This is a genomic window from Actinomycetota bacterium, from assembly GCA_035765775.1.
Classification (GTDB): domain Bacteria; phylum Actinomycetota; class CADDZG01; order JAHWKV01; family JAOPZY01; genus DASTWV01.
This window is the reverse complement of the sequence record DASTWV010000021.1, coordinates 165,671-179,210: the sequence shown is the minus strand read 5'-3', so window position 1 is coordinate 179,210 and position 13,540 is coordinate 165,671. Positions and strand designations below refer to the sequence as shown.

14 protein-coding genes and 1 tRNA gene are annotated in these 13,540 nt (G+C 70.3%); 8 read left to right on the top strand and 7 right to left on the bottom strand.

Features of this window, described 5'->3' with window-relative positions; translation table 11 throughout:
• Window positions 1-34: 34 nt before the first annotated feature.
• The 3 genes from VFW71_04040 to VFW71_04030 all read left to right on the top strand — a co-directional run bounded on the left by VFW71_04040 (window position 35) and on the right by VFW71_04030 (window position 2,888).
• Entirely contained in the window at window positions 35-493 is a 459-nt protein-coding gene (locus VFW71_04040) for a Fur family transcriptional regulator (protein ID HEU5001935.1), read from the top strand.
• 26 nt (window positions 494-519) lie between these two features.
• Window positions 520-2,706 (top strand): catalase/peroxidase HPI, encoded by a 2,187-nt coding sequence (gene katG, locus VFW71_04035; GenBank protein ID HEU5001934.1) that lies wholly within the window; start codon window positions 520-522, stop codon window positions 2,704-2,706.
• 99 nt (window positions 2,707-2,805) lie between these two features.
• Window positions 2,806-2,888: transfer RNA gene (locus VFW71_04030), tRNA-Leu, on the top strand.
• A 268-nt stretch (window positions 2,889-3,156) separates the two neighbouring features.
• Here the strand turns inward: VFW71_04030 and VFW71_04025 are convergent.
• Window positions 3,157-4,026 (bottom strand): helix-turn-helix transcriptional regulator, encoded by an 870-nt coding sequence (locus VFW71_04025; GenBank protein HEU5001933.1) that lies wholly within the window; start codon window positions 4,024-4,026, stop codon window positions 3,157-3,159.
• A 139-nt stretch (window positions 4,027-4,165) separates the two neighbouring features.
• On the opposite strand from VFW71_04025, the gene VFW71_04020 reads away from it, so the two are divergent.
• Window positions 4,166-5,203, top strand: a complete 1,038-nt coding sequence (locus tag VFW71_04020) for a zinc-dependent alcohol dehydrogenase family protein (GenBank protein ID HEU5001932.1) — start codon at window positions 4,166-4,168, stop codon at window positions 5,201-5,203.
• Complete coding sequence (locus VFW71_04015; protein ID HEU5001931.1) at window positions 5,200-5,589, top strand: DUF2255 family protein; 390 nt, start codon at window positions 5,200-5,202, stop codon at window positions 5,587-5,589. Before VFW71_04020 ends, VFW71_04015 begins: the two co-directional genes overlap by 4 nt.
• A 341-nt stretch (window positions 5,590-5,930) precedes the next feature.
• On the opposite strand, the gene VFW71_04010 is transcribed toward VFW71_04015, so the two are convergent.
• Complete coding sequence (locus VFW71_04010; GenBank protein ID HEU5001930.1) at window positions 5,931-6,542, bottom strand: MarR family transcriptional regulator; 612 nt, start codon at window positions 6,540-6,542, stop codon at window positions 5,931-5,933.
• Between the two features lie 280 nt (window positions 6,543-6,822).
• On the opposite strand from VFW71_04010, the gene VFW71_04005 reads away from it, so the two are divergent.
• The gene (locus VFW71_04005; protein HEU5001929.1) at window positions 6,823-7,884 is read left to right on the top strand and encodes a hypothetical protein; all 1,062 of its coding nucleotides are present in this window, start codon (window positions 6,823-6,825) and stop codon (window positions 7,882-7,884) included.
• A 19-nt stretch (window positions 7,885-7,903) separates the two neighbouring features.
• On the opposite strand, the gene VFW71_04000 is transcribed toward VFW71_04005, so the two are convergent.
• Both VFW71_04000 and VFW71_03995 read right to left on the bottom strand, forming a co-directional pair.
• Window positions 7,904-8,269 carry a hypothetical protein gene (locus VFW71_04000; protein HEU5001928.1) on the bottom strand — a complete coding sequence of 122 codons (366 nt, stop codon included), beginning with the start codon at window positions 8,267-8,269 and terminating at the stop codon, window positions 7,904-7,906.
• Window positions 8,270-8,431: 162 nt separating this feature from the next.
• A complete protein-coding gene (locus VFW71_03995) occupies window positions 8,432-8,863 on the bottom strand; it encodes an OsmC family peroxiredoxin (GenBank protein HEU5001927.1) in 432 nt (143 codons plus the stop codon).
• A gap of 158 nt (window positions 8,864-9,021) precedes the next feature.
• On the opposite strand from VFW71_03995, the gene VFW71_03990 reads away from it, so the two are divergent.
• Entirely contained in the window at window positions 9,022-9,990 is a 969-nt protein-coding gene (locus VFW71_03990) for an acyl-CoA desaturase (protein ID HEU5001926.1), read from the top strand.
• On the opposite strand, the gene VFW71_03985 is transcribed toward VFW71_03990, so the two are convergent.
• The 3 genes from VFW71_03985 to VFW71_03975 are packed head-to-tail and all read right to left on the bottom strand — an operon-like array spanning window position 9,987 to window position 12,465.
• On the bottom strand, window positions 9,987-11,075 hold the full coding sequence (locus VFW71_03985; protein HEU5001925.1) for a hypothetical protein: 1,089 nt from the start codon (window positions 11,073-11,075) through the stop codon (window positions 9,987-9,989). The two genes, VFW71_03990 and VFW71_03985, sit on opposite strands and share 4 nt — an antisense overlap.
• Window positions 11,072-11,977 (bottom strand): ABC transporter ATP-binding protein, encoded by a 906-nt coding sequence (locus VFW71_03980; GenBank protein HEU5001924.1) that lies wholly within the window; start codon window positions 11,975-11,977, stop codon window positions 11,072-11,074. The genes VFW71_03985 and VFW71_03980 overlap by 4 nt, the downstream gene beginning before the upstream one ends.
• The gene (locus VFW71_03975) at window positions 11,974-12,465 is read right to left on the bottom strand and encodes a GntR family transcriptional regulator (GenBank protein HEU5001923.1); all 492 of its coding nucleotides are present in this window, start codon (window positions 12,463-12,465) and stop codon (window positions 11,974-11,976) included. Before VFW71_03975 ends, VFW71_03980 begins: the two co-directional genes overlap by 4 nt.
• Before the next feature lie 183 nt (window positions 12,466-12,648).
• Between VFW71_03975 and VFW71_03970 the strand changes: the two genes are divergently transcribed.
• Window positions 12,649-13,500 (top strand): DUF559 domain-containing protein, encoded by an 852-nt coding sequence (locus tag VFW71_03970; GenBank protein ID HEU5001922.1) that lies wholly within the window; start codon window positions 12,649-12,651, stop codon window positions 13,498-13,500.
• The last annotated feature ends 40 nt before the right edge of the window (window positions 13,501-13,540 follow it).

Sequence of the window (13,540 nt, the reverse complement as noted above, 5' to 3'; positions counted from 1 at the left end):
GACACACTCCAGAGAGGTCCGGTAGGGTGGACCTGTGCCCGATCCGCCCGGTGACCACATCGCCCTCCTGCGCCAGTCCGGCCTGCAGGTGACCGCCCAGCGCCTGGCGGTGCTGCAGGCGGTGGGCGACCGGTCGCACAGCACCGCCGACGACATTGACAAGGTGGTGCGGGCGGGGATCGGCGCCGTCTCCCGGCAGGCGGTGTACGACGCCCTCTCCACCCTCACCGACAAGGGCCTGCTGCGCCGCATCCAGCCGGCGGGATCCCCGGGGCGGTACGAGACCCGGGTGGGCGACAACCACCACCACCTCATCTGCCGCACCTGCAACCGCATGGTCGATGTGGACTGCGCGGTCGGCTACGCTCCGTGCCTGACGGCCGCCGACGAGTCGGGCTACGAGATCGACGAGGCGGAGGTCATCTACTGGGGCCGCTGCCCGGAGTGCGTCGCCCGCACCAAGAACGTCCAGCTGTCTGAACCCGTTGCCTGAAGGAACCCCGAGAGAGGAGGACCGACGTGTCTGAGAGCGAGAATCCCGCGATCCCTGCACCGACCCCCAAGGCGCATGCGGCCCGTACCAACCAGGACTGGTGGCCGAACCAGATCGACCTGTCCGTGCTCCACCGCAACTCACGCCTGACCAACCCGCTGGACCCGGACTTCAACTACGCCGAGCAGTTCGCCACCCTGGACCTCGACGCCCTGAAGCAGGACATCTACGACGTGATGACGACGTCGCAGGACTGGTGGCCCGCCGACTACGGCCACTACGGCCCGCTCTTCATCCGGATGGCATGGCATGCGGCGGGGACGTACCGCATCGAGGACGGCCGGGGCGGCAGCGGCACGGGCGCCCAGCGCTTCGCCCCGCTGAACAGCTGGCCGGACAACGCCAACCTGGACAAGGCGCGCCGGCTGCTCTGGCCCATCAAGCAGAAGTACGGCCAGAAGATCTCCTGGGGCGACCTGTACGTCTTCGCCGGCAACTGCGCCCTGGAGTCGATGGGCTTCAAGACCTTCGGCTTCGGCGGCGGCCGGGTCGACGTCTGGGAGCCCGACGAGATCTACTGGGGCAGCGAGTCCACCTGGCTGGGCGACGAGCGCTACAGCGGTGACCGGGAACTGGCCAAGCCGTTCGGCGCCGTGCAGATGGGCCTGATCTACGTGAACCCCGAGGGGCCCAACGGCAACCCCGACCCCCTGGCCGCGGCCCGGGACGTCCGGGAGACCTTCGCCCGGATGGCGATGAACGACGAGGAGACCGCGGCGCTCATCATCGGCGGGCACAGCTTCGGCAAGTGCCACGGCGCCGGCGATGCCACCCTGGTCGGCCCCGAGCCTGAGGCCGCCCCCCTGGAGGAGCAGGGCCTCGGCTGGCACAGCTCCTATGCCAGCGGCAAGGGCGGCGACGCCATCACCAGCGGGCTGGAGGGCGCCTGGACCAACCACCCGACCACCTGGGACAACGGCTTCCTGGAGAACCTGTACGGCTACGAATGGGAGCTCACCAAGAGCCCTGCGGGCGCGAACCAGTGGAAGCCCACTGACCCCGCTGCCGAGGGCACGGTGCCCGACCCCCACGACCCCTCGAAGAGCCACGCTCCGATGATGCTGACCACCGACCTGGCGCTGCGCCTGGACCCGGTTTACGGCCCCATCGTGAAGCGCTTCCGGGAGCACCCCGATGAGCTGGCCCTGGCGTTCGCCAAGGCGTGGTTCAAGCTCACCCACCGCGACATGGGCCCGGCCTCGCGCTACCTCGGACCGCTGGTGCCCACGGAACCGCAGATCTGGCAGGACCCGGTACCTGCCGTGGACCACGACCTGGTCAGCGACGCGGACATCGCCGAGTTGAAGGCCAAGATCCTCGCCTCCGGGCTGTCGGTGTCCCAGCTGGCCTCTACGGCGTGGGCGGCGGCGGCCACCTTCCGGGGCACCGACAAGCGGGGAGGCGCCAACGGGGCACGCATCCGCTTGGCACCGCAGAAGGACTGGGAGGTCAACGACCCGGCGGCCCTGGCCGGGGTCCTGTCGACCCTGGAAGGGATCCAGCAGGAGTTCAACGGCGCCCAGACCGGCGGGACGAGGGTCTCCCTTGCCGACCTGATCGTGCTGGGCGGCTGCGCCGCCGTCGAGGAAGCGGCCAAGAGCGCCGGGCACGGCGTCACCGTCCCGTTCACGCCCGGGCGGACCGACGCCTCGGAGGACCAGACCGACACCGAGTCGTTCGCCGTCCTCGAGCCCACCCACGACGGGTTCCGCAACTACCTGCGGGCGGGCGAGAAGCTGCCCCCCGAACAGCTGCTGGTGGAGCGGGCCAACCTCCTGACCCTGACGGCGCCCGAGATGACGGTGCTCATCGGCGGCATGCGGGCCCTGGGCACCAACACCGGCGGGACTTCGCACGGCGTGTTCACGGACCGGCCGGGGGCGCTGACCAACGACTTCTTCGTGAACCTGCTGGACATGGGGACGCAGTGGTCGGCGTCGGCCTCCGAAGCCAACGTGTACGAGGGCCGGGACCGCTCCTCGGGGGCCGTGACCCGGACCGCCACAGCGGTGGACCTGGTATTCGGGTCGAACTCGCAGCTGCGGGCGGTGGCCGAGGTCTACGCCCAGAACGACGCCGGCGAGAAGTTCGTGCGGGACTTTGTAACGGCGTGGGCGAAGGTGATGGACCTGGACCGCTTCGACGTGCGGTAGTCAGGCCGCTTGAGGTACCACGCGGGCCGGGTTATCGGCCCGCGTGGCGCGTCCGGGGTTGTTTGAGGGACGCAGCCCTATCATGGCGGGGCAGTCGGAGCGGGCGTGGCCGAATTGGTATAGGCGCCAGACTTAGGATCTGGTGGGGCAACCCACTGGGGGTTCGAGTCCCCCCGCCCGCACCGTGTTGAGGTGTTTTAATAAGCGCACCAGTGCGTAGTTCATCGGCTGCTCAATTAGTCTGACCAGGTCGCGTCGTCTGCTCGTGTCTGCCCGGACCCTCTAGGCGGTGCGGGCGCCGGGGTGTCGTGGACGGTGCCGATGTTGAGCGTCGAGTCGTCTTGCGGTTGGACGTGGAGTCGATGTAGACGTCGCCGGTGAACCAGTCGGCGGGGCCCTTCACGGTCGGGCGCTGCGGTTGCAAGCCCATGGGTCCTCCTGTGGTGCGGGTCAGCGCTCGTCGATGTCGATGGCGGCGGGTGCGGTCCTCCAGCTGGCGAGGAGGTCGAGAGCTTCCTGGGAGCGGCTGGCCGGCTCCGCGCTGTAGATGAGGATGCGCTGGCCGTCGTCGCCGGGAAGGTCGAGTGCCTCGTAGTCGAGGGTCAGGTCCCCGACCACCGGGTGGTGCAAGGTCTTGGCGCCGGTGCGGTGGAACTTCACGTTGTGCGCGGCCCAGCGGACGCGGAACTCGTCACTGCGGGTCGACAGTTCGCCGATGAGGTCGGAGAGCCGCTTGTCGTAGGGGTCGCGCCCGGCCTCGGCCCGCAGGATCGCCACGGCGTCGTTGGCGATGTTCTCCCAGCTGTCGAAGAACTCGCTCGCACGCTTGTTCAGGAAGATGAACCGCGCCATGTTCGGGGTCCCGGTCGCCGTGTCGAACACGGGTGCGTAGAGCGCGGCTCCCAGGGCGTTGGCGGCGAGCAGGTCGAGGCGGCCGTTGCGAACGTAGGCGGGGGCGGTGATCGAGTCGAGGATCCGCTGGATCGTGGGGCGGACCCGTTCCTGTGACGGGTGCCGACGGCTTGTTGTCGACGTGGCGTTGGCGGCGCGCACGAGGTCGAACAGGTGGGCGCGTTCGGCTTCGTCGAGATGCAAGGCGCGGGAGATTCCTTCGAGGACGTCCTCGGACACGCCGGCGGCGTTGCCGCGCTCGAGGCGGGTGTAGTACTCGACGCTGATGCCGGCGAGCATTGCCGCCTCCTCGCGGCGCAGCCCTTTGACTCGGCGGTTGTATCCGTAGGCGGGCAGGCCGGCCTGTTCAGGGGTGATCTTCGCTCGCCGCGAGGTCAGGAACTCGCGGATGTCGTCCCTGGGGTCCACGACACTCACCCTACGGTCCTACCCCCGAGGAGGGAGGCCCTGCCAGTACCCCTATCAGCCCGGTCTCCCTCGCTGCGCCGATCCGCGGTTCAATCGATACGAGGCCGGGAACCCGAAGAGCGATCGAGAGGAATTTCCCATGCGTGCTGCACTGTTCAACGGACCGAAAAACATCACTGTCGGTGACCGTCCGGACCCGCGTATCCAGAACTCGAGCGACGCGGTCGTGCGGGTGGCGTTGGCCTGCGTGTGCGGCTCGGACCTGTGGTACTACCGAGGCGAGTCCGACCACGCGATCGGGCCGATCGGCCACGAGTTCATCGGCGTCGTCGAGGACGTCGGCGCCGACGTCGACACCGTCTCGGTGGGCGACCTGGTGGTGGCGCCCTTCATCTACAGCGACATGTCATGCCCCCACTGCCAGAACGGCTCGACCATCTCCTGCGTCCAGGGCGGGAACTTCGGCAACGGCACCATCGACGGCGGCCAGGGCGAGGCGGTGCGCGTCCCGCTCGCCGGCAGCACGCTCGTGCCCGTCCCAGGCAGCGGTCACTCGAACGAGAGCATGAAGTCGCTGCTCACCCTGTCCGACGTGATGGCGACCGGCCACCACGCGGCAGTGAGTGCCGGCGTGCGGCGTGGCGACACGGTCGCGGTCGTCGGCGACGGGGCGGTCGGGCTCTCGGCCGTGCTCGCCTCGAAGCGGCTGGGCGCGGAACGGATCATCGCGTTGAGCCGGCATCCCGACCGTCAACGGCTCGCTCGCGAGTTCGGTGCCACCGACATCGTCGAGTCCCGCGGCGAGGAAGCCAACCAGGCCGTCGTCGAGATGACCGGCGGGGTCGGCGTCGACGCCGCGCTCGAATGCGTCGGCACGCAACAGTCGATCGACACGGCGGCGGCCATCGCCCGGCCCGGCTCGACGATCGGCATCGTCGGCGTTCCCCACGGCGCGGTGCCCTTCAACCAGACGTTCTTCCGGAACGTCGCCTGGCGTGGTGGTCCGGCTCCCGCACGCATCTACATCCCCGAACTGCTCGACGACGTCCTCGCCGGCAAGATAAACCCCGGCCTCGTGCTCGACTACGAGACAGATCTCGAGCACACACCCGACGCCTACGCGGCCATGGACGAACGCCGGGCCATCAAGTCGCTGATCCGCGTGGGCTCGCTGTGAGCCGGCGCGCCAAGGAAGCTGCCCGCATCGGCGAAGCGACCGAGCTCGAACTCGCGTCACGAAGGGCAGACGGAACGCTGCGACCGTTCACCACGATGTGGGTCGTCGCCATCGGCGACGACATCTACGTCCGCTCCGCCGGCGGCCCCGATCGCCCGTGGTATCGCCGTGCCCGTGCCGCCGGCGCCGGCCGCATCCGCGCCGCAGGCATCGACGTCGACGCCACGTTCGTGGACGCCGCGGGGAGCGCTCCGCATGACGCCATCGACGCGGCCTACCACGCCAAGTACGACCGCTACGGCCCGCGCCCCGTCGGTGCCGTCACTGGCCCCGACGCCCACCGCGTCACCGTCCAACTCATCCCCGACCACGAGAGCCGCTCATGACGATGCCCACCAGCAAACTCGGCACCCACGGACCGGAAGCACGCCTGATGCGCTCCGTCGTGGTCCTCATCGGGGGCAGGTTCCATCGGCCAAGCCATCGTTCGCCGCGCATCTCACGTCTGTCCTCCTCATCGGCCTCCAGACGCGCCACTTCCGCCGCAAGGGCGTGGCGCCGACGCAGCCGAGAGGCGGACTCAAGGAGGGCCTGACGGATTGCCGCTGACCGGCTGAGCCCGGTCGCCTGCAGCTGTCCCAATGCACGCAGCGCCTCATCGTCGAGACGGACCGACACAGCACTTGCCATGCCGCAAACCTCTCAGCTTCATCCGGACGAGGACACGTCAAGCATCCTCGGCCCCCCGCTCGCGCCCCAACGTCATCAGGAAGTCCTCATGCAGCTCCATCCACACGTCGTGGTACGAACCGATGCCGGGCTTCGTGAACCACTCCAGGCCTCCGGCCTGCAGGCGCTCGAGAGCGCCGCCCAGGCGCCCGGCGTACGCCCCGAACCTGGGGAGTGCGGCAGCGGTCTCGGAGAGCACACTCATCGCCCCCCGGTGCAACGACGACAAGTCGTCGACGATCGCCTGGTCGTAGCCCACATCGCGGTGGTCGTTGGGGGTCAAGGGGTCCCGGCTGCGCAGCTGCCAGCGGGTGCACAGCTCCTTGAACTGCCCGTTGAGGGCCCCGAAGCGCGCGTAGCTCCGTCCCACCACCGCCCTGGTGTGCCCGGACGCCAGCTCTTCGGCGGCAAGCTGAGACAAACGAGTCTGGCCACCGGGCGTCAGGGTCCAGCCGGCGATGCGGCCGGTGCGGAGTTCGACGAGTCCCTCCTCGTCCATCTCCACCAACCGGTGCAGGACGGCATCCCGCTCCAGCCCGGTGGCACGGGCCAGCGCGTCGGGCCCGGACAACCGGTGGAGGCGCAGCGCCCGCAGGAGCAGGAGATCCATCGAGGTGTTCCGCCGGGCGGGCAGCGGACTGCCCGCCCGGGCATGAGCGGCGTCTAGCGCGCGGCGCCCCGGGTCTTCAGGAAGGCGGCACCGCCCGCGACGAGGCCCAGGACCGCAAGAATGATCAGCAGTTTCTTCATTGCAGGTTCCCTCCCATCGCGTGGCTTGGCTCTGTGGCTACGGAGACCTTACCCCGTGCGGCAACCCCCGGATACCGGGTGCGAGGCGAGCCCGGGCGAGTCGCGTGTCGCACTACACTTTCGCCGTGCGATCGTTGCGCGTGGTTACCCTTACCCTTGCCGCGCTGCTGGCGGGGTGCTCGGCGGCCTCCCGGGCGGCACAGGTCCGGGCCGGATCGGCCGCCAACCAGGCTGCGGCTCTGTGCTTCCCGGCCCTGCAGCCCACGGCTGTGGCGCCGCCCGCAACCCAATCGGTGACCGAGACCCTGCCGGCGGACCTCCCACAGTTGCTCCTGATCGGCACCGACGGCCAGCTCTGGGTTCTTTCCGGCGAAGTGCTCACCCGCTGGACCACGGGCGAGGTCACCGGCGGCTACGAATGGGGCCAGTGGCAGGCGGGCGGCAGCATCCTGGCGAGCACGGTGGCGGGAGGGACCGTCCGCCTCGATCGCCTCTCGGCCCCGGGCCGGGCCACCCCGTTCGTGACCCTTCCCTACACAGTGAAAGCCTCTGCCCCGGCGGGATTCTGCCCGATCAATGGCTACCTCACGGGCTTCGCGGCCAGCCCGGAGGGCCTGATCCTGCTCCGCCACAGCGCCGGTCCCATCGAGCACTCATGCCCGCCCCTCCCGCCCGGAGCTACGGAACCGCCCTGGCGCTGCGCCAGCCCGGAGGGCTTGTCCATGGAGGTCCGCACCGCCGACGGTGCACCCAAGCCCAGCCTGCCCCCGTACGGCCTGTTTGCGGGCCCAAACGCCCCGTCGGCCAGCCAGACCGCCGTCGTGGCGGCGCACGCCAACCCGGTGGCGGGCATGGTGCTGGGTGGGGAGATCAGCACCGAGTATCCGGTGGGGGACGACACGTGCTGCGAGACCGACAGCGCCCAGAAGGGCACCGCCTTCGCCTTTTCACCGGACGGCAGCCAGTTGGCTGTCGCCACCCGGGCGGGCGAGGTTCGGGTCGTGCCCACCGCCACCCCCATGGCGGTCGGCCGGCTGCTCTGGACGTCGCCCGGTCCGGTCACCGCGTTGGCCTTGACCGCCGGCACCCTCGCCGTGGCCCACGGCTCCGCCGTGACCCTGGTCGCCGTCGCCACCGGTGCGGCGGTGACCCTGGAGCTCGGGGCCCTCGGACCGATGACCTGCTTGGACTGGGATTCCTGAGCAGCCTAACGGGGCGTACTCACCCGCGACCCGCCTTCGACCCTCCTGGCGGCAAGTACCGGGCCGCCCCGCTGCCGGGCTTCGGGTGCACCAAGGTCACCGGCCCCGCCATCGCCGCCGACGCGATCGGGCGCATCGACGCCGCGCTGCTCTCGCACGACCAGCACTTCGACAACCTCGATCCGGCCGGTCGGGCGCTGCTGCCCACGATCCCGATCGTCCCCACCACCCCGCAGGGCGCCCGCCGGCTGGGCGGCAACGCCCGGGGCTCGAAGACCTGGGAGACCACGACGCTCACCGCCAGCGACGGCCGGGAAATCCGGGTGACGGCCACGCCCGCCCGCCACGGGCCGCCCGGGGCGACGCTGACCGCCGGTCCGGTCACCGGCTTCTGCCTCGCCTGGGAGGGTCAGGTCCACGGCCAGTTCTACCGTCCTCAACCTGGGAGGGCCCGGTTCCAAGCCTCCGGCCCGATGCGCTACACGATGAACGCCGCCAGATTCCCGGCCCGCTGGATCCTGCCGGGCCAGACCGAAGGCGTCGAGGTCTAGCGCTGCAGGGTCGCCGCCACGCCGATGGCGACGTTGCCCTCCAGGGCGAGCGACACCGGGCAGCCGTCCTTGGCCGCCAGGGCGAGCTTCTGGAACGACTCGTCGTCGCAGCCCGGCACCCGGCCGGTGGCGGTCAGGCTCATGGAGGTGATCTTCCAGTTGCCCGCCCGCTGGTCGAAGGTGCACACCGCCTCGGTGGCGAGCCGTTCGGGGACATGCCCGGCCTGGCCCAGCTCGTAGGCGAGCGCCATGCAGTAGCACGCGGCGTGAGCGGCGGCGATCAGCTCCTCGGGGCTCGTCTTGCCGCCGGCGGCCTCGGTGCGGGAGTGCCAGGACACCGGGAGCTCGGAGCTGCCGCTACCGAGCTTCGTTACCCCCGATCCCCGCAGGAGATCCCCCGTCCAGACCGCTTCGGCATGGCTTCTCATCGCGCCCTCCAGTTCATCCGGTTCCCGAGCACCCCGACACTACCGGAACGGGCACACCTCGGGCCCAGGGTCTTGCCTTACAATGCTTGTGCTACTGTCCAACGCGCTCCGGGTCTTCTTCCGGCAGTGCCTCTCTGGCGCTCTGAGCGGAGGTTCATTTGTCCGTATCATCCGTAGACACGCGCGCCCGCGGGGGCGAGATCGTCCAACTCCCGACCCTCCTCCGCACTCAGAAGTGCCTCACGCTTGCCATCACGATCATCCCCTTCATCGGGCTCCTGGTCGGCCTACGCCTGCTCTGGGGGGGCATCACCGCCCTGGACCTGGGACTGCTGGTCGGCCTCTACAGCTTCTCGATCCTCGGCGTCACGCTGGGCTTCCACCGGATGCTCACCCACGGGGCGTTCGAGGCCCCGACCTGGGTGCGGGTGGGCCTCGCCATCGCCGGCTCCTTCGCGGTCGAGGGCTCGGTGATCCGCTGGGTGGCCGACCACCGCCGCCACCACATGTTCACCGACCGGGAGGGCGACCCCCACTCCCCCCACCTCATCGACGACGAGACCTGGCGCGGGACCCTGCGGGGCCTGTGGCACGCCCACATCGGCTGGTTCTTCGTCGAGGAGACCACGGTGGTCCCCCGCTTCGCCCCCGACCTGCTGAAGGATCGTCCGATCGTCGTCGTGAGCGCCCTGTTCCCCCTGTGGACCGTGCTTTCCCTCGCCACCGCGCCGGCTATCGCCCTGGCGCTCACGCACTCGTGGCACGACGCCCTGACCGCCCTGGTCTGGGGCAGCCTGGTGCGCATCTTCCTGCTGCACCACGTCACGTGGAGTGTCAACTCGATCTGCCACTTCTTCGGCAAGCGCCCCTACGAGACCGGTGACTTCTCCACCAACAACTGGCTGATGTCGATCGTGTCCTTCGGTGAGGGATGGCACAACAACCACCACGCCTTCCCCAGCTCGGCGTTCCACGGCCTCGAGTGGTGGCAGGTGGACCTCACCGGCCTGGTCCTCCGTCTGCTGCGCCGGGTCGGCCTGGTGCGCAATCTGCGGATGCCCTCCGAGAAGCAGCTGGCCAAGAAGGCGGTCCACGGCGAGCCCGTGGAGGTCACCGAAGGGGTCTAGGCCCTCCGCCGGCGCACCAACCACACGGTGGCGCCGGCCAGCAGCAGGGCAACCAGCACGTAGGCTGCCGCCTCCACGCCCTGGAAGTGCCAGAAGCGGCTCCCCGGCTCGAAGGTCGCCCACTGCGTGAAACCATGTTGGGTGAAGTAGCTCTGCAGCGGCCCACGCGAGTCCGGCGCCACCTTCACCGGCCCCCGGCCCGGCCCGGCGGGTCCCGACCCGAACAGGGTGGCGGCTGCCTGCTGCATGACGGAGCGCACCTGGGCGCTGGTCAGGTGCGCCCCGGCGGCGTTGGTGGTCCACTGCGAGATGATCCAGGCGGTGGGCTTGTCGGCCAGGCGGGGCGGGGCGGCGCCGCTGACCGGGTGCGCCGACGAGATGACGGCCAGGATGGGCTTCTCGATATGGGACCGGAGCCACCGGGCTGAGGCCAGCACGGCGCCGACCGACACCAGCAACGTGGCCCCCATCGCCGCGACCGTGCGCCGGATCAGCGCACCGAGAAACGCCCCCAGCATGAGGGTGAACAGCGTCCGGGCGGCGAAGACGAGGCCCGACACCTCGTAGGCGCCGATGCTGTTGGACAGCCGGCCGTCGATGGCGGTCCACGGGCCGTACCACCAGGTGAAGACGCCGGCGAAGGCGAGGGCGAGGCCGGTGACCGCGGCCCCCAGGAGCGCGAGCCGGATGACCGTCCACCGGGTCCGGCTGGCGCCCTGGGTCCAGGCGAAGCGGAACGTGCCCGACTCCAGCTCCCGGGCGACCACCGGGGCTCCGAGGAAGGTGCCGATGACCATCGGGAGGAGCATCAGGAAGGCGGGGAGGGCCGACACCCAGCCCTGGTAGGCCTGTTCGAAGAGGCCGAGCTGCACGGCGCAGCCGGGCCCGGTCACGATGCCGCAGGTGGTGAGGCCGTCGGCGACGTAGGCGTGGTGCATCGCCCGCCCGTTCACCACCATCAGGACGGTGAAGGCGGCGAGGAGCAGGAACGTGCCGGCCAGGGCCAGCCGGTGCTGGCGCCAGGTCACCCAGCTGAGTCCCGGGAGGAGCCGCCGGCGCGGCAGGGAGAGGGCGGCAGTGCTCATGCCGAGGCCCGGCTCTCCGCCGACCGCTGCGGGCCGGGCAGGGCGGAGGCGCTCGGGGAGCGCAGGTAGGCCAGGACCAGTTCCTCGAGGTTGGTCGATGACACCTCCCAGCCCGGCGGCGGGGAGACTGCCGCCCCGGTGCGGGCCAGCAGGGTGGCGTGGCGGTCGGTGCGCTGCTCGGAGACCACAGCCAGCGACGCCGGCAGGGACGCCGCCCCCTCCGCCGGCCCCGAGAGGATGCGGTGCTCCACCAGCAGCTCGTCGACGTCGCCGGCCAGCTGCACCGTCCCCCGGTTCAGGACCACCAGGTAGTCACAGACCCGCTGGAGCTCTGCCACGACGTGCGAGGAGAGCACCACCGAGATGCCCTCCTCGGCAACCGCCGCCATGAGGGTGGCCAGGAAGTCGTGGCGGGCGAGGGGATCCAGGCGGGCGACGGGCTCGTCCAGCACCAGCAGCTCCGGGTGGCGGGCCAGGGCGACGGCCAGGGCCACCTGGGCGTACTGCCCGCCCGAGAGCTGGCCCACCCTGCGGTCGAGCGGGATCTCCAGTGCCCCCAGGCGCTCCCGGGCGTTGGCCTCGTCCCAGGTGGCGCTCATGCTGGCGACCAGGCGCAGGGTGTCGGCGGCACTGAGGTTCTTGTAGAGCGGTGTGTCCTGGGCGACGAAGGCGACCCGCTGGAGGGCGCCCGGCGACCCGGGGACCTGCCCGCCCAGCACGGCGATGCTGCCGGTGGTGGGGGCCAGCAGGCCGACGGTCAGGTGGATGAGCGTGCTCTTGCCCGCCCCGTTCGGGCCCACCAGGGCCACCACCCGGCCGGCGGGGATGGTGAGGTTGCACCCGGCCAGGGCCCAGGTCCGCCGGTACCGTTTGGCGAGGCCCTGGGTCTCGATGGCGTTCACGACGCGGCGCCCCCGGCCCGGTCCTGCTCAGAAGGGAGGTTTCCCCGGGGATCCCCCTTCGGCCCCGGCGCTGGCCCGGCCGCAGCGCGGTCCTGGAGGGCGTTGGCGAAGAGGGCGGCGACGCCCTCGGCGTCGAGCCCCGCCTCGAAGGCGGTGTCCAGCCAGCGGGCCAGGCCCTTGCGCAGGGCCTGCTGGTCCCGCAGCGGCACGACATCCAGCGCCCGCTCGACGAAAGTTCCCTGCCCGGGGCGGCCACCCACCAGGCCCTTGTGCTCCAGCTCCCGGTAGGCCTTGAGGACGGTGTTGGGATTGATGGCCAGGGCGGCCACCACATCCTTGACGGTCGGGAGCTGGTCCCCCGGCGCCAGGTAGCCGAGGCGCAGCGCATGCTCCACCTGGCGGACGATCTGCTGGTAGGTCGGCACCCCGGACCCCGGGTCGAGCCGGAAAGTGACCGGGACACCGTTACCCTCTTTATCTATCACCATAGATAAATGGTGGCACGGAAGAGCGGGGCCGTCAAGTCCCCGGGTAGCGCCCCGGGTAGCGCCGGACTGTCATACCCTCTCAGTACGCTTCTGCCGATGGACGACGATGCAGACGGCAGCGAAAGCACCAAGAGGGAAAGAGAGGACGCCCTCAGGCAGCTAGCGGCCCGTCAACAAGGACTTATGAGCCGCAAACAAGTATCGGCGATCGGCATCAAGCCCGACGCCATCGCCTACCGGCTGAAGTCGGGTGCATGGCAGCTGGCCTACCCGAACGTGTACCGGATGGCCGGCACAGCGCCCACCTGGGAGGGCGATCTGTTGGCCGCACAGCTCTGGGGTGGCCCCGGGACGGTGATCTCGCATGAGTCTGCCGGAGCCCTGTTCGGCCTCGATGGGGTCCCGCAGGGCGTGGTGGCCATCACGAGCCGGCGCAGCGTGGCTCCGGAGGGCATCACGCTGCACCGCAGCGGCAACCTGAGGCGCTGGGAGCACGGGCTGCTGCACCCCTTCAACGTCACTGGCATCGTGCGGACGCTCTTCGACCTGGGTTCAGTGCTGGCGCCCGCACAGCTTGCGGTGGCGTTCGAGGACGCGCTGCGCCGCGACGACGAGCGATTCGAACTCCTGCGCCGCCGGCTTGACCAGTCCGGGCTGCGGGGCCGGCCGGCGGTACAGGCGCTGGCTCAACTGGTGCACTCACGCGACCCAGGGGCGGCGGTCGCCGGCAGCGCGCCCGAGGTGTTCCTCGAGCGCCTCATCGTCTCCGCCGGCCTCCCGCCACCCGTCCGCCAGTTCGAGGTGAAGATCGGCGGCAAGACCTACCGGATCGATTTTTCCTACCCCAGCATCAAGCTGGCGATCGAGTTCGATGGCTTCACCTGGCACTGGGGCCGGAAGAAATGGAGGTACGACCTCGCTCGCAGCAACCAACTGATGCTGCTGGGCTGGAGGGTGCTGCATGTCACCTGGGACGACCTCGTCAACCACCCGGACAAGGTCGTCGCCCAGATCCGGGAAGCTCTGGGGATGTAGCAGGTGGCCCCGGGCGGCCCGGGCGGGGCGGAGAGTCGTT

Excerpts from the sequence above, each read along its gene's own strand:
- VFW71_04020 (HEU5001932.1), top strand. The coding sequence starts at position 4,166 with ATGCGTGCTGCACTGTTCAACGGACCGAAAAACATCACTGTCGGTGAC.
- VFW71_04010 (HEU5001930.1), bottom strand. The coding sequence starts at position 6,542 with ATGGATCTCCTGCTCCTGCGGGCGCTGCGCCTCCACCGGTTGTCCGGG.
- VFW71_03995 (HEU5001927.1), bottom strand. The coding sequence starts at position 8,863 with ATGAGAAGCCATGCCGAAGCGGTCTGGACGGGGGATCTCCTGCGGGGA.
- VFW71_03985 (HEU5001925.1), bottom strand. The coding sequence starts at position 11,075 with ATGAGCACTGCCGCCCTCTCCCTGCCGCGCCGGCGGCTCCTCCCGGGA.
- VFW71_03975 (HEU5001923.1), bottom strand. The coding sequence starts at position 12,465 with ATGGTGATAGATAAAGAGGGTAACGGTGTCCCGGTCACTTTCCGGCTC.
- VFW71_03970 (HEU5001922.1), top strand. The coding sequence starts at position 12,649 with ATGAGCCGCAAACAAGTATCGGCGATCGGCATCAAGCCCGACGCCATC.